Raw genomic sequence first — 23,846 nt, forward strand, 5'->3', positions numbered from 1 at the left:
AAATGCTTGTGCACATTTGCCGGGCACCGGGCCCGGCTGCGTGCGATGGTCGGGCGAGGAAGGAGGGAGGCGATCATGGTCCGCCTCCCCCACTCAATCATCCGCTCAGGTCGTAGGCAGCGATGAACAGGCGCCGGTATTGGCGGTGCCCAGGGTCACGGTTGGCGAATTGCAGGTCCAGGTCTCGGCCCAGTTGCCGGCCGCGTTCTGAACCGCGCCGATGTAGCCAAGCGAGGTGAAGAAGCTGGACAGGGCAGTCGGATCGAACACGGTCACGCCGTTCTCGTTGGCGCCGTTGATGAACGGGGCGCCGCCAAGGCCGGTCAGCGAGTTGGTGAAGCCCGAATTGTTGTTCGACCCGGTATCATAACGCGCCTGGATCTGGGCCGCCGCCACGCCGCCCGAGCTGTCGCGGAAATCGGTGCCGCAATCGAGCACGAACGAGTTGAAGACCACCGGCCCGGCTTCGTCCAGCGCCGTGCTGGCTGCTCGATTGAGCGTGTCGGAGCCGTCGATACGCAGGCATGGCGTCGGTGCAGCGGTCTTCTGGTCGAACAGGATCGAGTTGACGATCGTGAAGTCGGCCTTGCCTCGGATGCGGATCAGCTGATCGCCGGTGGCGCTGTTGCCGATGAAGGTTGCATTGGAAATCCGCGTGTTCTGGCGCGGCGTGTTTTCTTCGAGCGTGTTCGCAGAATCGGCTTCAATGATGGTGTCGCCGGCACTTGCGCGCTGCACCACGATCACTTCCTGGAAGTTCGCCTTCACGCCGGTGTCGGTATCGAGCGAGTCGTCTTCCGCTCCGACCACGACGATGCGGCGACCATTGATGACCCCGCCAAAGAACTCCATGCCGTCGTCCGAGCTGTTGTAGCTCATGACGTTGTTGAAGGTGGTGCCGCTGCCGACGCCGCCAGTGGTCAGCGACTGCAGCTCGTCACCGTTGGAAAGGATGAAACCCGAATAACGGATCTGGACGAAGGTCATCGAGCCCGAACTGTCGCCCGGCGTCGCACCACCATACCGCGGCGGCGTGGTCGCACCTTCGACGAGGCGTTCGCAGTTCACGGTGCCCGGCGTTGCTCCGGTGGCCGAACAATCGGTGACGGGCGCACGACCGTTGAGGATCACGCCGCCCCACTGGCCGGACGAATTGGCGTTGTTGAGGCCGAGCACGTTGTCGCGGCTGGTGAAGATGATCGGGCGCGCGGCGGTGCCGTTGGCGGCGATATCGTTGCCGCGATTGACGTTGAGGAAGCTCGATCCAGAAGCGAACAGGATCACGCCCGGCTCGATGGTGAGGACCACATTCGAATCCGAAGCGCCGTCGGAGGCGTCGGGGGCCGGGCCGCCATCGGTCCCGACATCGACCTGGCCGTCGATCTGATACAGCAGGCCGGCAATGCGCGGGAGGGTGGAAGAGGTCGAGAACGCGGCCGGAAGCCGGCAGACGCGATATTCACCTGTCGGGCCGGAAATAGTGCCGGCATCGGTGAGACCGGCGGGATCGGCGATGGTCGGGCAACCCGCGGCCGGGGTCACCAGCGTCGATGTCGGGGTGGGCGTCGGCGTGGGTGTCGGCGAGGGCGTCGGGTTGTTGATGATGACGTCGCCGCCCGTTCCGGGCGAGACGATTTCGTCGGCGCCGCAACCGGCAAGAGCGATGGCACTGCAGCCGAGAATGAGCGAGCGGTGGAAGGTAATCACAGCGGACGGTCCCCTAAATCTGGCCCGGGAATCGGGAAGAGAATTGCGTGCGAGTCTCACTCGCGATTCGGGGAGCTAGGCGCGCTGCGTGACGCTTTTTGTCGCTTTCTTGCGGTTGTGTGACTTTCCACAGGGCACGCGACGAGGTTGGCGCATGGGCGGCAATATGACGGAAATGTTGCGTTCTGGGTAAATGTGTCATAAAACTGCCACCAAGGAGAGATGCCATGTTTATGACTGCCGCCACGATTGCCGCCCTCAGCCTGTCCGTGCAGACCGCGCCGGTCGTCGTGACCGGGGAACGGGATGGCCAGGACACGGCAGCTCAGCAAACCGCATTCGCACCGATGCTCAATCGCGCAGCAGCGCTGGCGGTGGACGGAGAATTCGACAAGGCGCGTAGCCTCTACGCCACGGTCGAAAGGATGCATGCCGAATACAAGCTGGAAACGACCGACGGGCGCTGGATGTATCCGGCGGAAATCGCGCGGCGCGGTATGCTGGCGATCGATCGCCGCCAGGCCCCGGTCAATCTCGCGGTGAGGTAACCCGCGAAGGAGCGCATTAGCGTCGGAATAGTCGGCCATGTCTCGTTAAGGCGGCTCGCGGCATCTCGCTGCGGGCCGTTTACTCTATGCGGTAACCGGACTTGGCCTTCATTTGCTGTCACTCGCATGTCATGCAAAAAGGCGATGGGGTCGTATATGGAGGGCTCGATGATTCTCGTGAGATCGGGCCGGCTTGCCTTTTTTGCTATGCTGGCTTCGATATCCGCTCCTGCATGGGCGGACGTCATGGAAATTGGTGACGATGGTGCGCGCTGGGTTGCCGGCGGCGTTGCGGCTGCCCCTGGCTCGACCGAATTGTCCGCCGGATATGCAATCGTGCCCGAAAGTGTCGCGGGCCTGCCTGTGACGGTAACGACCGATCCGCGACTGACTGCGCGCGGTGTGCCGGTGGCGTATCAGGCCAAGGTGCAGGAACTCTCTCACCGGTTCGACCTCAGCCCGAGCCTGATCGAAGCGTTGGTCTGGCAGGAAAGCCGCTGGCGCGAAAAGGCTGTCTCGCATGCCGGCGCGCGGGGGCTGGCGCAATTGATGCCCGGCACCGCGCGCTATCTCGGCGTCGATCCGGACGATCCCTTTGCCAATCTCGAAGGCGGTGCCCGCTATCTGCGCGAACAGCTCGACCGTTTCGACGGCGACCTGGAAAAGGCATTGGCCGCCTACAACGCGGGGCCGGGCCGAGTGCTCGCAGCGCGCGGCATTCCGAACATTCGCGAAACGAAACATTACGTGGCGGCCATCATGGGGCGCCTCTCCAATCATTCCCGGAAGGATCAATAATCGATGGGTTCGCTTTCCCGCCTCGCCGCGCTTGCGGCACTGGTGACACCGACGGCGCTTCTTGCCCAGACCCAGCAGGCTGCCGACCCTGCGGGCTCGGGACCGATTGTCAACGCGCTGGCCTGGATGCAGAGCACGCTGCTCGGCTCGGTCGCGACCGCCGTCGCGGTCATGGCCGTCGCCGCCGTCGGCTTCATGATGCTGACCGGGCGGATCAACTGGCGCTTCGGCGCGACGGTGATCATCGGCGTCTTCATCCTGTTCGGCGCGACCACGATTGTCGCCGGTATCCAAAGCGCGGCAGGCTAGGCCAGGCATGACCGATCTCGTCCGCCATCCCGTCCATCGCGCACTCACCCGGCCGCAAATGTTTGCCGGGGTGACGATGAACTTCTTCATCATCAACCTGATGGTGACGACGATCGCCTTCCTGATCCTCAAGAGCTTCTGGATCATTCCCGTCCCGATCATCACCCATGCGATCGGATATTTCGTGAGCCTGCGCGAACCGCGCGTTTTCGACCTCTGGATCACCAAGGTCTCGATGTGTCCGCGGGTGAAGAATTACAAGACGTGGGGGTGCAACAGCTATGCGCCCTGAGTGTGCAGTCTCGCCGGAAAGAGCATTCGCATGAGCAAGTGGATCGGCCCCGCCGCGATGAGCGCGAAGGAAGCCAGCGCCGGCGACCGCCTTCCTTATGCGCGCTTGGTCGACGCAAACACACTGCAATTGCGCGATGGCTCGCTCATGATGGCGATCCAGGTGCCGGGCCTGCTGTTCGAGACCGAGGACAGCGACGCGCTCAACGCCCATGCGGCGACGCGCGAAGTCGTGCTGCGCTCGACACTGGATTCGCGCTTCGTGCTCTATCACCACGTCATTCGCCGCAGGGTCGCGGTGGAGCTGGATGCCGAGTTTCCCGACCCGCTAAGCCGCCACATCGATGCGCGGTGGAAGGAACGGCTGGGGTCCGGCTCGCTGTTTATCAACGACCAGTTTGTAACCCTCGTGCGCCGTCCCGCGCGTGGCAAGGCCGGCCTTGCCGACCGCGCGAGCCGATGGTTCAGCCGCCGCAAGGAAGAGCTTGAGGCCGATCCGCGCGAACTGCGCTCGCTGCAGGCTGCCGCAACCGGGTTGATCGCCTCGCTGCAAGCCTATGGTGCGAGCCTGCTGGGGGAATATCAGGGGCCTTCCGGCGGCACCAACAGCGAGATATTGGAGCTCCTTTCCGCGCTCTACAATGGCGAGATGAAGCCGGTGCGCCGCCCTGCCGAGGACGTCGATATCGGCCAAATGCTGCCCTATCGCCGCGCCAGTTTCGGACTCGACGCGATGGAGCAGCGCGGGGCGGGCGATCCCGATTTCTCCGCCATCCTCAGCCTCAAGGATTATCCCGAAGCGACCAGCCCCGGCCTGCTCGATAGCCTGCTGCGCCTGCCTTACGAGATGATCGTGACGGAGACCTATGCACCGCAAGAGCGGACCACCGCGCGCGAGCGGATCGACCTGTCGCTGCGGCGCCTGCGCTCGGTCGACGAGGAAGCCACCGCCGAACGCGCCGACATGCAGAACGCGCGCGATGCGCTGGGCAATGGCGCGGTCGGGTTCGGCGATCATCACCTAAGCGTGCTGGTGCGCGAGACCACGCTTCCCCGGCTCGACGATGCCAGCGCCGCCTGTGCCGCTGCGCTGGCCGATACCGGCGCGGTGGTGGTGCGCGAAGACACCAATCTCGAACCGGCCTTCTGGGCGCAATTGCCCGGCAATGAAGCCTATATCGTGCGCCGCGCGATGATCAGTTCGGCCAATATGGCGAGCTTCGGTTCGTTGCATGGGTTTGCGCTGGGGCAGGCGGCGGGCAACCATTGGGGCGATGCCGTCACGCTGCTGGAAACGACCAGCGCGACGCCGTTCTTCTTCAACTTCCACAATGGCGACCTGGGCAATTTCTCCGTCATCGGGCCGAGCGGTTCGGGCAAGACGGTGGTGATGAATTTCCTCGCCGCGCAGGCGCAGAAATTCGCACCGCGCACAATCCTGTTCGACAAGGATCGCGGCGCGGAACTGTTCGTGCGCGGGATCGGCGGGCGGTACGACCGGATTTATGCCGGAGAGCCGACCGGGTTCAATCCGCTCGCTTTGCCCGATAGCGCCGCCAACCGCGCTTTCCTGCGCGACTGGCTCGGCGTGCTACTGAAAGCCGAGGGGCCGGAAGAATTGCAGACGATCGCCCACGCGGTCGACGCCGCCTACGAGAACGATGCCAGCCTGCGCCAACTGCGCAATTTCCGCGAGTTGCTGTCGGGGTCGCGGCGTCCGGAGCCGGGGGACCTGCCGGATCGCCTGTCGGCCTGGATCCACTCGGGCGAGCATGCATGGCTGTTCGACAACCAGCGCGACGAGCTCGACCTCGACAATCGAACGCTCGGCTTCGACATGACGGCGCTGCTGGAAAATCCCAAGCTGCGCACGCCGACCATGATGTACCTGTTCCATCGCATCGAGGAACGGCTCGACGGCAACCCGGCGATGATCCTTATCGACGAGGGCTGGAAGGCGCTCGACGATGAAGTTTTCGCCGCGCGCATCCGCGACTGGCTCAAGACGCTGCGGAAGCGCAACGCGCTGGTCGGTTTTGCCACGCAGAGCGCTGCCGACGCGCTGGAAAGCCGCATCTCGACTGCGCTGGTCGAGCAGACCGCCACCATGGTCTTCATGCCCAACAGCCGCGCCCGGGCGGAGGATTATTGCGACGGCTTCGGCCTTACCAGTCACGAACTGGCGCTGATCCGCTCGCTGCCCGCACATAGCCGCTGCTTCCTCGTGCGCCAGCCCGATGCCAGCGTGGTGGTACGACTCGACCTGTCGAATGCGCCCGAGGTGCTGACTGTCCTCTCGGGCCGTGAAAGCAGCGTGCGCCGCCTCGATCTGCTGCGCGAAGCGGTCGGGGACAATCCCGCCGACTGGTTCCCCGCACTTACCGGCCATGCCTGGCCGGGTGACCCCTCGGAAGAAACCGAAGCGGGCGCGGACGTCACCGCCATTTCCTTCAAGCAGGCTGCCGAATGAGCGCGCAGTGCGATCTTGTCCTGTCGCAGGCGGCGGGCGGGATTGCCGCCGCGCTGCAGGCGGTCGATTGCGTTGCTGCCGAAGTGACCGGCACCGCCTTCGGGCGTCTGTTCGCCCCGGGCGGCGCGCTCGGCACGGTGCTGACGATCCTGCTGACGCTCTATGTCGCCTTTTTCGCCTTCGCGCTCATCACGGGCCGGTCGAACCTCTCGATCCGCTCGCTGACGCCGCGCATGCTGACGGTCGGCTTGGTGCTGACTTTCGCGACCAGCTGGGTCGCATACCAGAGCGTGGTCTGGAACCTGGCGCTCGGCGCACCGGACTGGCTGGCAGGCGTGCTGACCGGCGACAGCGGTTCGGCCACGATGACCTTCGCCAGCAAGGTCGACATCGTTTTCCTCGCGGTCGAACAGGCTTCGGCCGGACAGACCGACATCGAAGCGTTCTCGCCGCCCGGCATGCTGTGGATGGGCGCGCTGCTGTTCATGCTCGGCACCGTCGGTGTGCTGGTGACGGCACGGATCGGGCTGGCGCTGCCGGTCGCGCTGGGGCCGATCTTCGTAGTGATGGCGCTGTTCAACGGCACGCGCGGTCTGTTCACCGGCTGGCTCAAGGGCGTGGTCATGCTGGCGATGACGCCGCTCTTCGCGGTGCTGGCGGGCAGCGTGATGCTGGAATTGTCGGTCCCGATCCTGTCGGCGCTCACCGCCAATCCCGGCGAAATCCCTGCGCGCCCCGCCATGGCCTTCCTGATGGTCGGTGCGGTGCATGTCGCGTTGATGGTGATGGTCCTGAAGGTCGCAGGGACGATGGTCGCCGGCTGGCGAGTTTTCGGCATGGCCGACAAAACCGAAGAGCGCAGCGAAAACGCTGCCGCACGCCAGTCCGCGCAGAGTGTCACGGTACAGGGCGATCAGGCGGCACAGGCCGCCAATACGACGGCTGCCGCCGCCAGTGCACGCCGGACTGCGGTTGCCGCTTCGATCCCGGCCGTTGCTGCGAACGACAGCGGCGGCTCTGCCGGTCCGACCACGGTACGCGAAACGCGCGTCGTCGCTGCCGCTTCAGGTGCCGGTCAGGCAACCCCCGCTAGCGACCCCACCGCGCGCACTCGCGGGCTTGGCACACGTTTCAAGTCCGCGCCGCCGCGATCAATGGAGAAAATGAAATGATCCGCGCAGGTCTTCCCGCGCTCTCACTCGTGCTGATGGCGACACCGCTTGCGGCCCAGGATTCACGCCTGGTCGAGGTACTCTACGATCCGTCCCGCGTGGTCACCATCGAGGGCCGCACCAAGGTGCAAGCGACAATCAAGTTCGGCGACAACGAGTCGATCGAAAACGTCGCGATCGGCGACAGCACTGCGTGGCAGGTCACGCCCAACAAGCGCGCCAACCTGCTGTTCGTGAAACCGCTCGAAGCTACCGCCAAGACCAATATGACGGTGGTCACCAACAAGCACACCTACCTGTTCGACCTGATCGCGAGCCCGCGCGCCAATCCGCTCTATGTCCTGAGCTTCACCTATCCGGAGGAGCCGGAGGACGAGCAGGACGCGCAACTCGCGGCGACCGGAGAGGCCAACCCGCTGGAAGTGGCGGCGGCGACCGATCCCTATGCCGTGATCGACCCGGCGACCCTCAACTGGTCATGGGCCAAGGATGGCGACCCTGCGCTGTTTCCGCTGCGCGCGTTCGACGATGGCGAAGCGACCTTCCTCGAATGGGATACGAGGACCCCCGTTCCGGCAATACTGGTCAAGAATGTCGAAGGTGAAGAGGGCCCGGTCAATTTTACCGTGCGGGGCAACACCATCGTGGTCGACGGTGTCCCGCGCGAGATCATTCTGCGGTCGGGCGATGAAGTCGCGACTCTCGTCAACACCGGGCCGGTCGGCAAACCGGCCTCGCCCCAGCAAGCCCAGCTTGCCGGCGGGCGCTGAGGATTAAAGGAGCATGGCAATGCGTTTGGCAATGCGACTTCCGGACAAGGACAGCGGCAGCTTCGGCGCCAACGACGTCGACCCGCGCGAGACCCAGGATGCGGATGTCACCGATCTCGCCAGCCGGACAAGCTATCCCGCCGTTGCCAACAAGGGCGGCAAGTCGGATGCGATGGGGCTGGTGGCCGGCATCGCCATCGTCGCTGCGCTCGGCGCGGTCACATTCTGGAGCATGAACGCCGCGCAGGTGCCGCCGCCCGAAGGCGTGGGCAGCGCGCAGGTAGAGCAGGCTCCGGTCCAGGCGCAGGCCCCGCAGCAGGCGGTCGCGCCGGCACCTGTCGCCGCGCCGCGACCCGATCCGGCACCTGCCCCGGTCTATGCGCAGAGTCCCGATGCCGTGACCGTTCCGCGCGCCAATCCCAACGCGAGCCCGTCGCTGGTGTTCGATGCCAGCGCCCGCGCGGCAGGGCCCGAAGCCGCGGTTGCGCCCGGAACGGCGTCGGCCTTGCCGGGGGGCGGCAACGCGAGCGGCAATTCGGCCAACGATTTCGCCAGTCGCGTAGGAGGCGTGGGCGGCGGCCCGGCGCAGGCCGCGCGGATGGTCAACCCGGCGACCACGGTGACCCAGGGCACGCTGATCCCGGCCATTCTCGAAACCGCCATCGACACCGATGTGCCGGGCTTCGTGCGTGCCGTGGTGAGCCAGGATGTCCGTAGTTTCGACGGCAAGAACGTGCTCGTCCCCCGTTCCAGCCGCCTGGTCGGTCAATATCAGTCGGGCGTGCAGGGCGGGCAGAAGCGCGCCTATGTTATCTGGACCCGCCTGATCCGGCCCGACGGTGTGTCCGTACCGCTGCAGTCGCCGGCCATCGGTTTCGATGGCACCACCGGCCTCAGGGGCGACGTGAACAGTCGCTTCTTCCAGCGTTTCGGTTCGGCCATGCTGCTCTCGGTCGTCGGCGGCCTTGGCGCTATCGCCAGTGGCGGGGCGTCGGTCGTTATCGGCGGGGCCGGGCAATCGGCCGCCGCGGCAGCCGTGCAGCAGGACAGTCAGGTCGGCCCGGTCATCCGGGTCCGCCAAGGTGAACCGATCCGCGTGTTCACTGCCCGCGATCTCGATTTCTCGACGGTGATGTAGGCGAAGGCCAGGCCGATGAGCGCGGACGTCCATCCCTTTGCGAAACAGGCCGAAGCGGCGGAAACCCCGCTGCCGGGCGATCGCAGCGTCTATCTCGAGGCCTATCTCAAGCCGTTCCGCGAATGGCTCGACCGCGACACGGTGACGGAAATACTCGTCAACCGCCCTGGCGAAGTCTGGATCGAGGATGCAGCCTCGCCAGGCATGCAACGCGTCGATACGCCGCATATCGATGACCGGCTGGTCCAGCGCCTCGCCGAACAGGTCGCGCGGGTCAGCCATCAGGGCATCAACCGCGAGCATCCCCTGCTGGGCGCGACATTGCCCGACGGGGCGCGGGTGCAGTTCTGCGGACCGCCTGCCAGCCGCAAGCATTGGTGCATGGCGATCCGTCGCCACCGGCGCCTGGACCTGCCGCTCGACGCTTACGACTCCGGGCCGCTCTCACCGCCGCAGGAACAGGCCATGCCCGATGCGCAGGCCGAGCCGATCGCGTTTCTGCGCGAAGCCATCCGGCAGCGGCGCACGATCCTGATTTCGGGCGGTACGAGCACCGGCAAGACGACGTTCCTCAACGCCATGCTGGGCGAAATTCCCAAAGAGCAGCGGGTCGTTCTGGTCGAGGATACGCCCGAACTGCGTTTGCCGGGCGAGAACGGCGTCGGTCTCGTCGCAGTCAAGGGCGAGCTTGGCGAGGCGAAGGTCACGGCCAATGAACTGCTGCAGGCGGCGCTGCGCTTGCGCCCCGACCGCATCGTGCTGGGCGAATTGCGCGGCGCCGAAAGCGTCAGCTTCCTGCGCGCTATCAATACCGGCCACCCGGGCAGTTTCTCGACCATCCACGCCAACTCGATCACCGGCGCGCTCGAGCAATTGTCGCTGATGGTCATGCAGACCGGCATCGGTCTTAGCCGCAGCGACACGATCGCTTATGCCTCCAACGTGATCGACGTCATCGTCCAGCTCGGCCGCAGCGGGGAGGGCAAGCGCGGGATAAGCGAAATCGCGCTCGCCAAGGACCTCGTCTAGGAAGTTCACGCTACGGCTAGCAATTCTAAGGGCGCGACCGCTATAGGAAGAGCCATGGGCAGCCACCCGATTACGCAGGACAATGATCTCGACCCGCCTACGGAGCCGGGAGAGCGCTATTTCAACCGCGAATTGAGCTGGCTCGCGTTCAACGACCGCGTGCTCGCCGAGGCCTGTAACGACAGCTATCCCTTGCTCGAGCGGCTGCGCTTCCTGTCGATCTCGGGCAGCAATCTCGATGAGTTCGTGATGATCCGCGTGGCCGGCCTCGTTGGGCAGGTGCAGCGCGGGATCGACGAGGTTTCTGACGACGGCCGCTCCCCGCGCGAGCAGTTGAACGCGGTGGTCGCCAGGCTGGAAGAACTGTCGGAGCGACAGCAGGATATCTGGCGGAACCTGCGGGTCCAGCTGGCCGATGCGGGCGTGCACGTCGCGGACGAAGAGCGGGTGAATGCTGAGGCCTATGGGTGGCTCAAGCAGCACTTTTTCGAAAGCATCCTGCCGCTGCTGACCCCGCAGGCGCTCGATCCGGCGCACCCCTTTCCCTTCATCTCGAACGAGGGGCTGGGCCTGCTCTTCACGCTGCGGCGCGGTGGCGAGGAACTGGTCGAGATGGTGCTGATCCCTTCGGCCCTGCCGCGCTTTATCCGCGTGCCGGGCGAAGATGCGCTCTATATCAGCATAGAGAGCCTCATCACGCGCTTTGCCAAGGAGCTATTCCCGGGTTTCGAGATCGTCGGCGACGGCACATTTCGCGTGTTGCGCGACAGCGACATCGAAATCCAGGAAGAGGCCGAAGACCTTGTCCGTACCTTCCGCAGCGCGATCCAGCGCCGCCGCCGGGGGCAGGTCATCCAGCTCGAGATCGAAGAGGAATTCGATCCTACCGCCGAGGCGCTGCTGCGCGAAAAGCTCGACACGCCGGGCGCGACCTTCGTGAAGACAGACGGCATGCTCGGCATCGCGGGGCTCGCCGATATCGTCGACGAAGACCGGCCCGACCTCAAGTTCGACAGCTATTCGCCGCGCTATCCCGAGCGTGTGCTGGAGCATGATGGCGACATCTTCGCGGCGATCCGCGAAAAGGATATCGTCATTCACCACCCCTACGAAAGCTTCAACGTGGTGGTCGATTTCATCCGCCGCGCTGCGATCGATCCCGACGTGGTGGCGATCAAGCAGGCGCTCTACCGCGCGGGCACCCAATCCGAAGTCGTCGATGCGCTGGTCGAAGCGGCGGAGAACGGCAAGTCGGTGACGGCGGTCGTCGAGTTGAAGGCGCGCTTCGACGAGGAGCAGAACCTCTACTGGGCCAACAAGCTCGAGCGGGCAGGCGTTCAGGTGATCTACGGCTTCGTCGACTGGAAAACCCATGCCAAGGTCGCGATGGTCGTGCGCCGCGAAGAGGAGGGCTTCCGGACCTATTGCCACTTCGGTACCGGCAATTACCACCCGATCACGGCCAAAATCTACACCGATCTCAGTTACTTCACCGCCGATCCCCGACTGGGTCGAGATGCGGCCAAGCTGTTCAACTTCGTCACCGGCTATGTGGAACCGCGCGAGCTGGAGATGCTCGCCGTCTCGCCGATCGACCTGCGCGAAACGATCTATGCCGCGATCGATAACGAGATGGTCAATGCACAGGCCGGTAAGCCGGCGGCGATCTGGATGAAGATGAACCAGATCACCGATGTCGACATGATCGACAGGCTTTACGAAGCCAGCCAGGCCGGGGTCGAAATCCAATTGGTGGTGCGCGGGATTTGCAATCTGCGCCCCGGCGTGCCGGGCATGTCGGACAATATCCGCGTCAAATCCATCATCGGGCGCTTTTTGGAGCACAGCCGCATCTACGCCTTCGCCAATGGCGAGCCGATGCCGGGGACGAGCTCTACGGTATACATTTCGTCCGCCGACCTGATGGTGCGCAACCTCGACCGGCGGGTCGAGCAATTGGTGCCGATCGACAACCAGACGGTGCACGACCAGGTGTTGCAGCAGGTGCTGCTCGCCAACCTGCTCGACAACGAGCAAAGCTGGGAATTGCAGCCAGACGGGAGCTACTTCCGGGTGGAAGTCGGCGAGAAGTCGTTCAATTGCCACCGCTATTTCATGACCAACCCGTCGCTCTCGGGGCGCGGGGGTGCATTGGAGGCCGGAGCCGTGCCCAAGCTTGCCTTGCGGAAGGGTGCCGTCTGAATGGCGATCGGGGGGCGCCGTAGGGATCGGGACGGGCTCTTCATGGGCAACGTCCCGCACCGCGCGATCATTGATGTCGGCTCCAACACGGTGCGCCTGGTGGTCTATGGCGGTTCGCCGCGCGCTCCGACGGTATTGCTCAATGAAAAGGTCGCCGCGCGGCTAGGGCGCGATATCACCACTACAGGTGCCCTTGCCGAAGAAGCCATCGACCTCGCGATGCGCGGGCTCGAACGGTATGCGCTCCTTCTCCGGGACCTGGACATCCAAGAGGTCGATATGGTCGCGACCGCTGCGGCCCGCGATGCCAGCAACGGCCCCGAATTCCTGCGCAAGGTGGAGGCGCTGGGCTTTTCGCCGCATCTCCTCTCGGGCGAGGAAGAGGGCAATATCAGCGCCTGGGGCGTGCTCGGGGCGTTTCCAAAGGCGCGCGGCGTGGTGGCCGATCTGGGCGGGGGCAGTCTCGAGCTCGTCCATATCGGTGACGGATCGCCGGACACTGCGATCAGCCTGCCGCTCGGCACCTTGCGGCTGACCGAGCTGGACGAGGCCAGTCCCGGCAAACTGCACAAGGTGATCCAGTCACGGCTGAAGGACGCCAAGGCGCATAGATCCATCGACGGGGATCTGTATCTGGTCGGCGGAACCTGGCGCGCCATGGCGGTCTACGCGATCGAGAAACTGGGCTTCCCGCTGACCGATCCGCACGGGCTCAGCCTGCCTGCCGAAGAGGCGCTGGCGATGGCCAAGGAACTCGCGGAAAGCGATCCCGAGGACCTGCGATCGATGGAGCGAATATCGACCATGCGCTCGGACACGATGCCGCTTGCGGCGGTCCTGCTGCAGGTGCTCATCAAGAAACTCCGGCCGGACCGGGTGATCGCATCGTCCTGGGGCATTCGCGAAGGGGTGTTGTACCAGTCGCTGGCCCCGCATGCCCGCGCGCAGGATCCGCTGATCGCGGGCGTCTCGACCTTTGCCGCGTCGCGGGGTGCTTCGCCGACGATGGCAACGAGGATTGCCAGCTGGACGGTCGATGCCGCACCTGCTCATGGGCGCGGTACCGAGCGGATCAGGTTGGCCGCGACCATGCTGTCGCTCGCGGCCATGCAGATCGAGCCCAATTTACGCTTGCGGGTCGGTATCGAATGGGCGCTGCACAAGCGCTGGATTGCGATTGAGCCCGAGGGACGGGCGATGATTGCCGCAGCCATCTGTGCCAATCGCAACCATTGCGACCTGCCCGACGAGGTCAAGCAGCTGGCGAGCAAGAAGAGCCTCGACCAGGCTATCGGATGGGGACTGGCCGTACGCCTGTGTCGCCGGATCGGTGGCAAATCGCGCCAGTCGCTGCAACGGACCCGCCTCCTCGTCGAGGACAAGCAATTGGTGCTTTCTCTGGACGAAAGCCATGCTGCGCTTTTCGGTATCCCGAACGAAAAGGATCTGAACCTCTTGGCCGACTGGCTCGGCCTCGAGCCCGCGATGCGCGTGGAAGCATCGCCGTGGGTCGAAAGTCCCGCGGACGCTGTTGCCGAGGGGTGACACTCGCGATGATCGAAATGCAGAGAATCGGGAACTTTCGCGCAATACTATTGCAACGCATACGTATTCCGGTTTAGCTTCCTTCCCAGACGCCGCGCAAAGCGGCGCGTGGGAGAGGAGTATATCTATGAGGATCAGGGCTTCCCTGATGGCCGGCATCTGTGCCGGAGCGATCGCAGTACCCGCTTACGCACAGGACGCAGATACGCCGGATACCGATCCCGGCACATCCAGTCCGGTTATCGTCGTCACGGCACAACGCCAGGCACAGAGCCTGCAGGAAGTGCCGATCGCGGTCAGCGCCTTCAGCGCCGAGACGCTCGAAGCGCAGCAGATCGAGAACGCGAGCGACCTTCAGCTGACGCTGCCCAACGTCTCCTTCACCAAGTCGAACTTTACGGCTTCCAGTTTCACTATCCGCGGTATCGGCGACCTTTGCGTCGGTGTATCGTGCGACAGCGCGACGGCCATCCACCAGAACGGCTCGCCCCTGTTCGGCACGCGCCTGTTCGAAACCGAATATTTCGACCTCGAGCGGATCGAGGTCCTGCGCGGGCCGCAGGGCACGCTGTTCGGACGTAATGCCACCTCAGGCGTGGTCAACGTCGTCACGGCCAAGCCCGATCTTTCGGGCTTCGGCGCCGCCGGATCGTTCGAATAAGGCAATTACAACAGCATCAAGGCCACCGGGATGGTCAATGTTCCCATCGGGAACGTGATCGGGGCCCGCGTTGCCGGATTCTATTTGAAGCGCGACGGCTACACCGACAACATTTTCAACGGTGACGATATCGACGGGCGCGACATGTATGCCGTCCGCGGTTCGCTGCGGGTCGAGCCGGGTCCCGATACAACCATCGACATCGTAGGCTATTACTTCCGCGAAAACGACGACCGCCTGCGCATCCAGAAGCAGCAGTGTCAGCGCGACCCGACCGGAATTCTCGGCTGTCTCAACAACCGCCGCGATTTCGACAAGACCAATGCGAATTCGACCTTCACCGGAACGCTGGCTTCGTCAGAGTTTTTCGCGCTGAACGGCATTCCGAGGAGCTTCGGGCTCAATAGCCTCTACGGACCGGATGCCTATGCGAATTTCAATGAGCCGCAGGATGTTCGCGTCGTCAACACGGAGTTCACGCCTGAATATTTCGCCGACGAACTGATCATCCAGGCAGATATCTCGCACGATTTCGGCGCCATCAACGTCAGTCTCAACGGGACCTATCAGGAAACCAGCGTCGACTCCCGCCAAGACTATAATCTCGGCGTGGGTCAGATACCCAATGCCGCGATCGCCTTCCCGACCCTGCAGGCTTTTGCCGCAGGCGCTGCCGGACCCGGCACAGGTGCGTATTTTACGCCGATCACCGAAGCGCTCTTCGATGGCGGCGATCTGTGCGTTTCGGATACCCGGCTCGACAATCGCGGGGCGTTCGAAGGTTTCAGCGTCTGTACTCCGAACGGTACGCAGTTCGACCGTTCCAACCAGGAGAACGAAAGCTTCTCCGTCGAGGGAATCATTTCTTCGGATCTGGACGGGCCGTTCAATTTCCTCGTCGGCGGTATCTATGCTGAATCGAAGGTGCTGGAGAACAGCTATTACGTGAACGCCTTCGCTATCGATTACATTGCCGGCGTTCTCGGCAGTTTCACATCATTGGGGGGAGGGTTGCCGCCCAGCTACCTGGCGACATCGTTCTTCCGGAACAACACTCAGGACTTCAAGCTCAAGAGCTTCGGCATCTTCGGTGAAGTCTATGTCGACGTGACCGACAGGCTGAAGATTACGGCCGGTCTGCGCTATAACGACGACAGCAAGCGCATCACCGCGCGTTCGACACTGGCAAGTTTCCTCAATCCCTACAGCAACGATGGCGATCCATTCGATTCGCCATTCGTCGGTTCGTTCGACGCAGATCCGGGGACGCCAGGCAACCAGCTGTCCCAGCAGCGCGAAGTCGGGTTCGATGAAATTACGGGCCGCTTCGTGGTCGATTACGAGATCACGCCGGATAACCTGCTCTATTTCTCGTATTCGCGCGGCTACAAGTCGGGCGGCATCAACCCTCCGTTGCAGCCGATCTTCAACGTGTCGGAGAGCTTCGGCCCGGAATCGATCGATGCTTTCGAAATCGGTTCGAAGAACACCTTCGCCAATGGCGCGCTGCAGGTGAACGCGACCGCGTTCTACTACAAGTACTCCGATCTGCAGCTCAGCCGTATTATCGCACGGACTTCGGTCAACGACACGATCGATGCCAAGGTGTTCGGTTTCGAACTCGAAACCGTTATCGCACCTTCGCCGAACTGGCTGATCAACGCCAACTTCAGCTACCTCAATGCCGAAGTCGACGGGCAGCAGCTGTTCTCCAACCCGCGCGATCCGGGCGGTGGCGATCCTAATGCGGTGATCATCAAGGATATCACCAACGGCGCGCTGTGTGCCGTGACGGGCGGCAATCCCAACGCCTTCGTCAACGCCATCAACCCGGGCCTCGGCCTGCAGGGGACGACGTCGTTCCCGTCCGATTCCGGCATTGCATCAAATGGCGCGTTCAGCATCTGCGGCGTTCTCGAAGCGCAAGCGGCCGCCATCGGTCCTGCTTTCGGCGGCATCCAGGTGCTCAGCCCAGGCGTCCAGGTGAACCTCGAAGGCAACAAACTGCCGCAGGCGCCGGAAATGAAGGCGTCGGCCGGTGTCCAGTACACCGCCGATTTCGACAACGGCATGTCGCTGGTCCCGCGTTTCGACATCGCCTTCACCGGCGAGCAGTTCGGCAACGTCTTCAACGGCCGCGTCAACCGGATCGAACCTTTCGTGCAGGCGAATGCGCAGATCCAGCTCAACGGACCGGACCGGAGGTGGTTCGTCCGCGGCTTCGTCCAGAACATCTTCGACAGCGACTCGGTGACCGGTCTCTATGTCACCGACGCATCGTCGGGCCTGTTCACCAACATCTTCACGCTCGATCCGCGCCGCTACGGTATCGCGGCGGGCTTCAATTTCTGACGCTTGGTCGGATGGGAGAGGAGAGGGCCGACCTTCGGGTCGGCCCTTTTTTTTGCGCGCCTCTCACGCATCCTTCGTCGTGGAGAAGGGCGAGAAGTCGGTTTCGGTGTCGTACACGTCCACTCCTTCGCGCTTCTTCAGCGCGCCGACGGCAACATAGGTGACGGGGGTAAGCACCGCTTCCCACAACACTTTGAGCATCCAGTTGGTAATCATTACCGTGATGACCGCTTCGGTCTCCCACACGCCGAAAAAAGCAATGGGATAAAATAGCAGGCTGTCGACGCCCTGTCCGACGACCGTCGATCCAATGGTGCGGGTCCACAAGGCCTTGCCCTGCGTCCATATTTTCATTTTCGCCATGACGAAGGAATTCACGAACTCGCCGGCCCAGAAGGCGACGATCGAAGCCAGCACGATGCGCGGCACCAGGCCGAACACCTGTTCATAGGCATCCTGTCCAACCCACACTTCGGAAGGCGGCATGGCTACGACTGCCCAGCTCATGAAGGCCATGAAGACGAGCGCTGCAAAGCCGGTCCAGATCACCCGCCGCGCGCGGGCGTAGCCGTAGACTTCGGTCAGCACGTCGCCGATGACATAGCTGACCGGGAAGAACAGGATTCCGGCTCCGAAGGTAAACCCCGCGACGGTCGAAAGCTTCGCCGCGCCGATCAGGTTGGACAGCAGCAGGATCGCGACGAACGCCGCCATCACCAGATCGTAGTATCGGAAATGGGTCGGCGCGGTGCCCGACACGCGCTGGGGAGAGGGGTTTTCCATGCGAAGGGGGCCTTATCGGTGTTTTGCGTTTCCGCAAAGCACGCTAACAGGCCTGCGACGCGCCCTTAGCTCAGCTGGATAGAGCACGGGACTTCTAATCCTGAGGTCGCAGGTTCGACTCCTGCAGGGCGCGCCATAGTTAGCATTCCGCTTGCGGGGTGCCTCCTACGGCTTGCCTTGGTCGGCGCGAACCCCGGTTCGGAGTCGAAGCGAAGCGGAGACGTGTGAGCGAGAGCGAACACACTCCTGCAGGGCGCGCCACTTACCCCCGCATCACGCTATCGAGCAGTTCCTCTGTGATGGGATAGCCCGCATCCTCCATGATCTTGAGCATGGGCTTTTCGCCGCTGGTATCGACTTGAGGGACGATCGTCTTGACCGGTATCGCCTCGGCCTGCGCTTTGGCTTCTTCAAACGTGTTGAACAGCGCCAAACGCTCGAGATTGCGCCGGGTCGGGAATATCAGCTTGATTTCACCTTGCTCAGCCATCTCGAGCGCACCGGCAGCCGAGACCCAGAACAGATGCGTGTTTTCGGTTGCGTCGACTTCGATTTCGACCGCTCCGGTTCCGAGATCGGCGAGATAGAAGCGTGTATCGTAAACGCGCGGAATGCGCTCGTTCTTCGGAAACCAGCGCGCGAAAGGCGTCAATTGTGCGAGGTTGAGCGACCAGTTGAATTCGTCGAGTACCGGCGCGAGCGCTTCGGTTTCGAGCAGCAGTTCGCGGGCAGCGCGCGCCTTGTCGGCGTCGATATCGCCCTGCAACCCGATCGCGAGGCCGGTTTCCTCAAGCGTCTCGCGCACTACCGCGATCTGGTGCGCGGCTTCTTCCGGATCGATCCCGCTCGACAGCCTCGTGCCCAGCTCGAAATCGGCCGGATCGACCCGTCCGCCGGGAAACACAGCCATGCCGCCGGCAAACACCATATTGCGAGAGCGGACCGTCATCAGGATCTCGGGTGCGCCGCCATCCCTGGCATTGCGGAAGATGACGACGGTTGCTGCGGGAATGCCCTCGGGGCTGGGTTCGGTATCGGCCATGGCCGTCTTGTGACGCGGGGCGGGTCACTTGCCAAGCTGGCAAATGGGCCCGGCCTGTCGGATTTGTTTACAATCCTGACCGAGGCAAATATTCGTTAACCATCGAAGGTGCACATAATTGAGGCTTTTTCGAATTTGGCACGCAGCATGCAGAGTAGGGCGCGTACCCAATGGTCTTCGATATGAGGCGGGGCACCTGGTCTCCCAGCCCCGCCTCCCCGAAGCTTCCACGAAAAAGGCCCGCCATCGGCGGGCCTTTCGCGTTTCAGGAAGACATCGCCGCTTTTATTCGGCGCGGGCGACGTCCTTCTCATCGAGCAGTTCCTGCAGCTCGCCGGCTTCGAACATCTCCATCATGATGTCGCTGCCGCCCAAAAACTCGCCCTTCACAAACAGCTGCGGAATGGTCGGCCAGTCCGAATAGGTCTTGATGCCCTGCCGGATTTCCATGTCCTGAAGCACGTCGACGCTTTCGTACTTCACGCCGCAATGGTCGAGGATCGAAACGGCGCGACTGGAAAAGCCACATTGCGGGAAGAGCGGGGTGCCCTTCATGAAGAGGACGACGTCGTTTTCGCCGACGATCCCGGAAATTTTTGCGTTGGTATCGGACATGGACGCTAGCCTTGTAAGAATGAAATTCCGTGTCCGCTCACTTGGGAACGGCAGTGGTGAGTTGCAAGGCGTGAAGCACGCCGCCCATCCGCCCGCCGAGCGCTTCATAGACCATCTTGTGCTGCTGTACCCGGTTCTTGCCGGCAAATTGCGGAGCGGTGACGCGGGCCGCCCAATGGTCGTTGTCGCCGGCCAGATCGGTCATCTCGACCTGGGCGCCGGGCAGGGCAGCGGTGATCGCCTCGGTTATCTCGTCAGCGGACATCGGCATCGGATTGCCTCAGTTTTCGCTCATGAACTGGCGCTTGGCTTCGATCGTCATGTCGGCGAGCGCAGCGCGAACCGCAGCTTCGTCGACATCGACGCCGGCCGTGGTGAGATCCCCCAGTACCTTGCGGATCACGTCCTCGTCGCCGGCTTCTTCGAAATCGGCTTGGACAACGGCGGTGGCGTAGGATTTGGTTTCCTCATCATTGAGGCCCATCTTCTCCGCCGCCCAGTGGCCCAGCAGCTTGTTGCGACGCGCGGCGACCTTGAATGCGGTCTCCTCGTCCATGGCGTATTTCGCCTCTTCGGCGCGCTCGCGATCCTTGAAATCGGTCATGTGAGTCCCTCGACTGATGTTGCCATTCCGAGATAGGCGTGCGCGCGGCGACCCGCAACCGGCCTCAATCCATCAGCACGACGAGCTTGCCCACCGCCTGGCGATTTTCGAGCTTGGCGATCGCGTCGCCGCCTTTCTCGAGCGGGAAGGTCTCCGACACCAGTGGATCGATCTTGCCGTCCTTCATCATCTGGAACAGCTCTTCGACCTGCTCGCGGAATTTGACCGGCTCGCGCGCGGTGAAGGCACCCCAGAAGACACCCGCAATGTCGCAGCTCTTGAGCAGGGTCAGGTTAAGCGGCATCTTGGCGATCCCGGCAGGGAAGCCGACCACAAGGAAGCGACCTTCCCAGGCAATCGAGCGCAGGGCAGGTTCGGAATATTGCCCGCCGACGATATCGTAGACGATATTGGCGCCTTCCGGGCCGCACGCCGCCTTGAACGCGCTTGCGAGCTCCTTGGAGGCGGCCTTGTCCATCTCGTCCTTCGGATAGATGACGACCTCGTCGGCCCCCGCTTTCCTCGCAACTTCGCCTTTTTCCTCGCTGGAAACAGCCGCGACGACGCGCGCGCCAAAGGCTTTGGCCAGTTCGACCGCCGACAGGCCGACTCCGCCCGCAGCGCCCAGCACCAGGACGGTATCGCCTTTTTTGATGTGGCCGCGATCCTTCAGGCCGTGGATCGTCGTGCCATAAGTCATCAGCAGCGAAGCGGCTTTTTCGAAAGGCACCCCTTCGGGCACGGGGAACATCCGGCCCGCGGGCACGATGACCTTTTCGGTCAGACCGCCATTGCCGATCCCGGCCATGACCCTGTCACCAACGGAGACGCCGTCGACGCCTTCGCCGACCGCTTCGACCACTCCCGCGATTTCGCCGCCAGGCGCATAGGGACGCTCGGGCTTGAACTGGTAGAGGTCACGGATCATCAACGTATCGGGATAATTGATCGCGCAGGCTTTCACATCGACCAGCACTTCGCCCTTGCCCGGGGTAGGGACCTCGACCTCGTCGAGTGTCAGCGTCTCGGGGCCTCCGACGGCGTGGGTGCGTAGGACTTTCATGCGGCTCTCTCCGTTCCTGTTGTAAGCCAGGGCGTTTGTGTCTTTTGGCGCGATTCATAGTCTGCGATGGCGGCATCGCGGGTGAGGGTCAGGCCGACTTCGTCCAATCCATTGAGCAGACAGTGCTTGCGAAACGGGTCGATTTCGAACGGGAACCGGTCCTGAAAGGGCGTTACGACAGTCTGCGTTTCGAGGTCGACCGCGATCGGATCGCTTTGCGCGACCTCCATCAATCGGTCGACCTCGTACTGCGATAAGACGACCGTTACGATACCGTTCTTGAAAGCATTGCTGGAGAAGATGTCGGAGAAGCTCGGCGCGATCACCGCCCTTATGCCGAGATCTAGCAAGGCCCATGCCGCGTGTTCGCGACTCGATCCGCAACCGAAATTGTCGCCGGCGATCAGGATCGGCGCTCCGGCGAATTCCTCGCTGTCGAAGATATTGTCCGGGACTTCGCGCAACGTCTCGAACGCGCCGCGCCCCAGTCCTTCGCGGGTGATCGTCTTGAGCCAGTGTGCAGGGACGATGACGTCGGTGTCGACATTCTTCGCGCCATAGGGAATCGCGCGCCCTTCGATCTGGCTCAAGGCCTCCATCAGTCGGTCTCCGGGTTCTCGCCCGAGGGGATGGGGCCGGGCTGGGTCGGCTCGTTTCTCTTCTTGCGCTTGCCCGCATAGAGCAGCGCGGCGGCGATAGCGGCGGATCCGATGGCTCCGGCGATGGTCTTGGCGTGAAGTTTTTTCGTCATGCTCTCTGCTTTGGTGATGTGTTGCGCGCCGCGCAAGGGCGATTAGTCGGACAACTCCCGAACATCGGTGAGCCGACCGTTGACGGCCGCCGCAGCGGCCATGGCAGGCGACAAAAGGTGCGTTCGCGCACCCGGGCCCTGGCGACCGACGAAATTGCGATTGCTCGTCGATGCGCAGCGCTGGCCCGGCGGGACCTTGTCGGGGTTCATGCCGAGGCAGGCCGAACAGCCGGGTTCGCGCCATTCGAAGCCGGCCTCGGTAAAAATGCGGTCGAGGCCTTCCTCTTCAGCCTGACGCTTCACGAGGCCTGAGCCCGGGACAACGATGGCCCAGTTTACGTTGCTCGCTTTTCTCCGTCCTCGCAGCACCTTGGCGGCAGCGCGCAGGTCTTCGATGCGGCTGTTTGTGCAACTGCCGATGAAGATGTTCTCGACCGAAATCTCCGTCAATTTCTGGCCGGGGGTGAGGCCCATGTATTCGAGGCTCTTGGCAGCGGCCGCCTGTTTGCCGGTGTCGTCGAAACTTGCGGGGGATGGCACTTCGCCAGTGATCGGCAGGACATCTTCGGGGCTGGTGCCCCAGGTGACGCTCGGGGCGACCTCCGCCGCATCGATCGTGACCGATCTGTCGAATGTCGCGCCGTCATCGGTTGCGAGCGAGCGCCACCAGGCGACTGCTGCATCCCACTCTTCGCCGTCGGGCGCATAGGGGCGGCCTTTCAAATAGGCGAAGGTCGTCTCGTCCGGTGCGATGAGGCCTGCGCGGGCACCGGCTTCGATGCTCATGTTGCAGACCGTAAGGCGGCTTTCGATGCTCATGCGCTCGAACACTTTGCCGCGATATTCGAAGACATATCCGGTCCCGCCCGCTGCTCCGATCACGCCGATGATGTGCATGATCAGGTCTTTCGAGGTGACACCCGCGCCCAGTTCGCCTTCAACACGGATTTCCATCGTTTTCGACTGCTTGAGCAGCAGCGTCTGCGTTGCCAGCACGTGCTCGACTTCGCTGGTGCCGATGCCGAAGGCGAGGGCACCCAAACCACCGTGACAGGCGGTGTGCGAGTCCCCGCATACGATCGTCGCGCCGGGGAGCGAGAAGCCTTGCTCGGGCCCCACCACGTGAACAATTCCCTGCTCGGCATCGGCATCACCGATATAGCGGATGCCGAATTCGGCCGCATTTCGGGCGAGAGCGTCCAATTGCGCCGCGCTTTGCGGGTCGGCGATCGGGATGCGCGAACCGGACGACGTACGCCGTGCTGTGGTCGGCAGGTTGTGGTCGGGCACCGCCAGCGTCAGGTCGGGACGGCGCACGGTACGGCCGCTGACCCGCAAAGCCTCGAACGCCTGCGGACTGGTAACCTCATGGACGAGATGCCGGTCGATATAGATCAGCGCGGTGCCATCGTCGCGCTGTTCGACAACATGCGCGTCCCAGATTTTCTCGTACAATGTGCGCGGGGTGCTCTCCATGGCCGCAGCTTTGCGACCTTTGCGCAACACAGGCAAGATTACGTGGCCCAAGCAATTGCGGTGTCATGGAAAAGAAAGCTTTCCGCGCCTAACTGACAGTCATGTCAGCAAGCTCCCCCGCCAAGCCATTCGCCTTTCCCATCAAGGTCCTGCCGGACGACATCGATTTCATGGGCCATGTGAACAACGCGCGCTATCTCAACTGGGTGCAGGATGCCGTGCTGGCGCACTGGAACAAGCTGGCCCCGGCCGAGGAAGTCGCGAGCAAGGCGTGGGTCGCGCTCAAGCACGAGATCACCTATCGCAAGCCCGCGTTTCTCGAAGACGATGTGATGGCGCAGACAGTGCTGGAGCACTTCCAGGGCGCGCGCGCATTCTATCACACGGTGATCAGTCGCGGTGAAGAGGTGCTTGCCGAAGTGAAGTCGAGCTGGTGTTGCATCGATGCGGAAACCTTGCGCCCTGCACGTATCGGGGACCATCTGCGCGAATTCTTTTTTCCGGAAGCCGACTGACCCCA

At 63.2% G+C, this 23,846-nt stretch carries 22 protein-coding genes, 1 tRNA gene and 1 pseudogene; 14 read left to right on the forward strand and 10 right to left on the reverse strand.

What is annotated here, in order from left to right; genetic code table 11:
* Positions 1-105 precede the first annotated feature (105 nt).
* Positions 106-1,707 carry a hypothetical protein gene (locus EL2594_RS03165; RefSeq protein WP_011413608.1) on the reverse strand — a complete coding sequence of 534 codons (1,602 nt, stop codon included), beginning with the start codon at positions 1,705-1,707 and terminating at the stop codon, positions 106-108.
* Between the two features lie 227 nt (positions 1,708-1,934).
* Here EL2594_RS03165 and EL2594_RS14850 point away from each other — a divergent pair, with 227 nt between their 5' ends.
* The 12 genes and pseudogenes from EL2594_RS14850 to EL2594_RS03225 all read left to right on the forward strand — a co-directional run bounded on the left by EL2594_RS14850 (position 1,935) and on the right by EL2594_RS03225 (position 16,992).
* Entirely contained in the window at positions 1,935-2,255 is a 321-nt protein-coding gene (locus EL2594_RS14850; protein ID WP_011413609.1) for a hypothetical protein, read from the forward strand.
* 168 nt (positions 2,256-2,423) lie between these two features.
* Positions 2,424-3,053, forward strand: a complete 630-nt coding sequence (locus EL2594_RS03175) for a lytic transglycosylase domain-containing protein (protein ID WP_049762526.1) — start codon at positions 2,424-2,426, stop codon at positions 3,051-3,053.
* Between the two features lie 3 nt (positions 3,054-3,056).
* Positions 3,057-3,362, forward strand: coding sequence for a TrbC/VirB2 family protein (locus tag EL2594_RS03180; RefSeq protein ID WP_011413611.1), 306 nt, complete (start codon positions 3,057-3,059; stop codon positions 3,360-3,362).
* A gap of 7 nt (positions 3,363-3,369) precedes the next feature.
* The gene (locus tag EL2594_RS03185; RefSeq protein ID WP_011413612.1) at positions 3,370-3,654 is read left to right on the forward strand and encodes a type IV secretion system protein VirB3; all 285 of its coding nucleotides are present in this window, start codon (positions 3,370-3,372) and stop codon (positions 3,652-3,654) included.
* A 30-nt stretch (positions 3,655-3,684) separates the two neighbouring features.
* Positions 3,685-6,123 carry a VirB4 family type IV secretion/conjugal transfer ATPase gene (locus EL2594_RS03190; protein ID WP_011413613.1) on the forward strand — a complete coding sequence of 813 codons (2,439 nt, stop codon included), beginning with the start codon at positions 3,685-3,687 and terminating at the stop codon, positions 6,121-6,123.
* Positions 6,120-7,295 carry a type IV secretion system protein gene (locus EL2594_RS03195; RefSeq protein ID WP_011413614.1) on the forward strand — a complete coding sequence of 392 codons (1,176 nt, stop codon included), beginning with the start codon at positions 6,120-6,122 and terminating at the stop codon, positions 7,293-7,295. The genes EL2594_RS03190 and EL2594_RS03195 overlap by 4 nt, the downstream gene beginning before the upstream one ends.
* On the forward strand, positions 7,292-8,065 hold the full coding sequence (locus tag EL2594_RS03200) for a TrbG/VirB9 family P-type conjugative transfer protein (RefSeq protein ID WP_011413615.1): 774 nt from the start codon (positions 7,292-7,294) through the stop codon (positions 8,063-8,065). Before EL2594_RS03195 ends, EL2594_RS03200 begins: the two co-directional genes overlap by 4 nt.
* A 19-nt stretch (positions 8,066-8,084) precedes the next feature.
* Entirely contained in the window at positions 8,085-9,203 is a 1,119-nt protein-coding gene (locus EL2594_RS03205; RefSeq protein WP_233994306.1) for a TrbI/VirB10 family protein, read from the forward strand.
* Between the two features lie 15 nt (positions 9,204-9,218).
* On the forward strand, positions 9,219-10,232 hold the full coding sequence (gene virB11, locus EL2594_RS03210) for a P-type DNA transfer ATPase VirB11 (protein WP_011413617.1): 1,014 nt from the start codon (positions 9,219-9,221) through the stop codon (positions 10,230-10,232).
* Between the two features lie 54 nt (positions 10,233-10,286).
* A complete protein-coding gene (locus tag EL2594_RS03215; protein WP_011413618.1) occupies positions 10,287-12,434 on the forward strand; it encodes an RNA degradosome polyphosphate kinase in 2,148 nt (715 codons plus the stop codon).
* On the forward strand, positions 12,435-13,979 hold the full coding sequence (locus EL2594_RS03220; RefSeq protein ID WP_011413619.1) for a Ppx/GppA family phosphatase: 1,545 nt from the start codon (positions 12,435-12,437) through the stop codon (positions 13,977-13,979).
* Positions 13,980-14,106: 127 nt separating this feature from the next.
* Positions 14,107-16,992: pseudogene (locus EL2594_RS03225) on the forward strand (TonB-dependent receptor).
* A 63-nt stretch (positions 16,993-17,055) separates the two neighbouring features.
* On the opposite strand, the gene EL2594_RS03230 reads toward EL2594_RS03225, so the two are convergent.
* On the reverse strand, positions 17,056-17,775 hold the full coding sequence (locus tag EL2594_RS03230) for a queuosine precursor transporter (protein ID WP_011413622.1): 720 nt from the start codon (positions 17,773-17,775) through the stop codon (positions 17,056-17,058).
* A gap of 59 nt (positions 17,776-17,834) precedes the next feature.
* Between EL2594_RS03230 and EL2594_RS03235 the strand changes: the two genes are divergently transcribed.
* Positions 17,835-17,911, forward strand: a tRNA-Arg gene (locus EL2594_RS03235).
* 126 nt (positions 17,912-18,037) lie between these two features.
* On the opposite strand, the gene EL2594_RS03240 is transcribed toward EL2594_RS03235, so the two are convergent.
* The 8 genes from EL2594_RS03240 to leuC form a co-directional block, all read right to left on the reverse strand.
* Positions 18,038-18,817 (reverse strand): NUDIX hydrolase, encoded by a 780-nt coding sequence (locus EL2594_RS03240; RefSeq protein ID WP_011413623.1) that lies wholly within the window; start codon positions 18,815-18,817, stop codon positions 18,038-18,040.
* 285 nt (positions 18,818-19,102) lie between these two features.
* The gene (gene grxD / locus EL2594_RS03245; protein ID WP_011413624.1) at positions 19,103-19,432 is read right to left on the reverse strand and encodes a Grx4 family monothiol glutaredoxin; all 330 of its coding nucleotides are present in this window, start codon (positions 19,430-19,432) and stop codon (positions 19,103-19,105) included.
* A gap of 37 nt (positions 19,433-19,469) precedes the next feature.
* Positions 19,470-19,703, reverse strand: a complete 234-nt coding sequence (locus tag EL2594_RS03250; RefSeq protein WP_011413625.1) for a BolA/IbaG family iron-sulfur metabolism protein — start codon at positions 19,701-19,703, stop codon at positions 19,470-19,472.
* A gap of 9 nt (positions 19,704-19,712) precedes the next feature.
* Positions 19,713-20,036, reverse strand: a complete 324-nt coding sequence (locus EL2594_RS03255; RefSeq protein ID WP_011413626.1) for a DUF1476 domain-containing protein — start codon at positions 20,034-20,036, stop codon at positions 19,713-19,715.
* Positions 20,037-20,100: 64 nt separating this feature from the next.
* Entirely contained in the window at positions 20,101-21,099 is a 999-nt protein-coding gene (locus EL2594_RS03260; protein ID WP_011413627.1) for an NADPH:quinone oxidoreductase family protein, read from the reverse strand.
* Entirely contained in the window at positions 21,096-21,698 is a 603-nt protein-coding gene (gene leuD / locus EL2594_RS03265) for a 3-isopropylmalate dehydratase small subunit (RefSeq protein WP_011413628.1), read from the reverse strand. Before leuD ends, EL2594_RS03260 begins: the two co-directional genes overlap by 4 nt.
* Positions 21,698-21,850, reverse strand: coding sequence for a hypothetical protein (locus EL2594_RS03270; protein ID WP_041685030.1), 153 nt, complete (start codon positions 21,848-21,850; stop codon positions 21,698-21,700). Before EL2594_RS03270 ends, leuD begins: the two co-directional genes overlap by 1 nt.
* A gap of 42 nt (positions 21,851-21,892) precedes the next feature.
* Entirely contained in the window at positions 21,893-23,326 is a 1,434-nt protein-coding gene (gene leuC, locus EL2594_RS03275) for a 3-isopropylmalate dehydratase large subunit (RefSeq protein WP_041685625.1), read from the reverse strand.
* Between the two features lie 101 nt (positions 23,327-23,427).
* Here leuC and EL2594_RS03280 point away from each other — a divergent pair, with 101 nt between their 5' ends.
* Positions 23,428-23,841: an acyl-CoA thioesterase gene (locus EL2594_RS03280; RefSeq protein ID WP_011413631.1), complete on the forward strand. Its 414-nt coding sequence runs from the start codon at positions 23,428-23,430 to the stop codon at positions 23,839-23,841.
* Positions 23,842-23,846 lie beyond the last annotated feature (5 nt).

Origin of the sequence: Erythrobacter litoralis HTCC2594 (assembly GCF_000013005.1) — a bacterium.
Classification (GTDB): domain Bacteria; phylum Pseudomonadota; class Alphaproteobacteria; order Sphingomonadales; family Sphingomonadaceae; genus Parerythrobacter; species Parerythrobacter litoralis_A.

What these genes read in the sequence shown, in the direction of transcription:
- EL2594_RS14850 (WP_011413609.1), top strand. Translation starts at nt 1,935, where the DNA reads ATGTTTATGACTGCCGCCACGATTGCCGCCCTCAGCCTGTCCGTGCAG.
- EL2594_RS03175 (WP_049762526.1), top strand. Translation starts at nt 2,424, where the DNA reads ATGATTCTCGTGAGATCGGGCCGGCTTGCCTTTTTTGCTATGCTGGCT.
- EL2594_RS03180 (WP_011413611.1), top strand. Translation starts at nt 3,057, where the DNA reads ATGGGTTCGCTTTCCCGCCTCGCCGCGCTTGCGGCACTGGTGACACCG.
- EL2594_RS03185 (WP_011413612.1), top strand. Translation starts at nt 3,370, where the DNA reads ATGACCGATCTCGTCCGCCATCCCGTCCATCGCGCACTCACCCGGCCG.
- EL2594_RS03190 (WP_011413613.1), top strand. Translation starts at nt 3,685, where the DNA reads ATGAGCAAGTGGATCGGCCCCGCCGCGATGAGCGCGAAGGAAGCCAGC.
- EL2594_RS03195 (WP_011413614.1), top strand. Translation starts at nt 6,120, where the DNA reads ATGAGCGCGCAGTGCGATCTTGTCCTGTCGCAGGCGGCGGGCGGGATT.
- EL2594_RS03200 (WP_011413615.1), top strand. Translation starts at nt 7,292, where the DNA reads ATGATCCGCGCAGGTCTTCCCGCGCTCTCACTCGTGCTGATGGCGACA.
- EL2594_RS03205 (WP_233994306.1), top strand. Translation starts at nt 8,085, where the DNA reads ATGCGTTTGGCAATGCGACTTCCGGACAAGGACAGCGGCAGCTTCGGC.
- virB11 (WP_011413617.1), top strand. Translation starts at nt 9,219, where the DNA reads ATGAGCGCGGACGTCCATCCCTTTGCGAAACAGGCCGAAGCGGCGGAA.
- EL2594_RS03215 (WP_011413618.1), top strand. Translation starts at nt 10,287, where the DNA reads ATGGGCAGCCACCCGATTACGCAGGACAATGATCTCGACCCGCCTACG.
- EL2594_RS03220 (WP_011413619.1), top strand. Translation starts at nt 12,435, where the DNA reads ATGGCGATCGGGGGGCGCCGTAGGGATCGGGACGGGCTCTTCATGGGC.
- EL2594_RS03230 (WP_011413622.1), bottom strand. Translation starts at nt 17,775, where the DNA reads ATGGAAAACCCCTCTCCCCAGCGCGTGTCGGGCACCGCGCCGACCCAT.
- EL2594_RS03240 (WP_011413623.1), bottom strand. Translation starts at nt 18,817, where the DNA reads ATGGCCGATACCGAACCCAGCCCCGAGGGCATTCCCGCAGCAACCGTC.
- grxD (WP_011413624.1), bottom strand. Translation starts at nt 19,432, where the DNA reads ATGTCCGATACCAACGCAAAAATTTCCGGGATCGTCGGCGAAAACGAC.
- EL2594_RS03250 (WP_011413625.1), bottom strand. Translation starts at nt 19,703, where the DNA reads ATGCCGATGTCCGCTGACGAGATAACCGAGGCGATCACCGCTGCCCTG.
- EL2594_RS03255 (WP_011413626.1), bottom strand. Translation starts at nt 20,036, where the DNA reads ATGACCGATTTCAAGGATCGCGAGCGCGCCGAAGAGGCGAAATACGCC.
- EL2594_RS03260 (WP_011413627.1), bottom strand. Translation starts at nt 21,099, where the DNA reads ATGAAAGTCCTACGCACCCACGCCGTCGGAGGCCCCGAGACGCTGACA.
- leuD (WP_011413628.1), bottom strand. Translation starts at nt 21,698, where the DNA reads ATGGAGGCCTTGAGCCAGATCGAAGGGCGCGCGATTCCCTATGGCGCG.
- EL2594_RS03270 (WP_041685030.1), bottom strand. Translation starts at nt 21,850, where the DNA reads ATGACGAAAAAACTTCACGCCAAGACCATCGCCGGAGCCATCGGATCC.
- leuC (WP_041685625.1), bottom strand. Translation starts at nt 23,326, where the DNA reads ATGGAGAGCACCCCGCGCACATTGTACGAGAAAATCTGGGACGCGCAT.
- EL2594_RS03280 (WP_011413631.1), top strand. Translation starts at nt 23,428, where the DNA reads ATGTCAGCAAGCTCCCCCGCCAAGCCATTCGCCTTTCCCATCAAGGTC.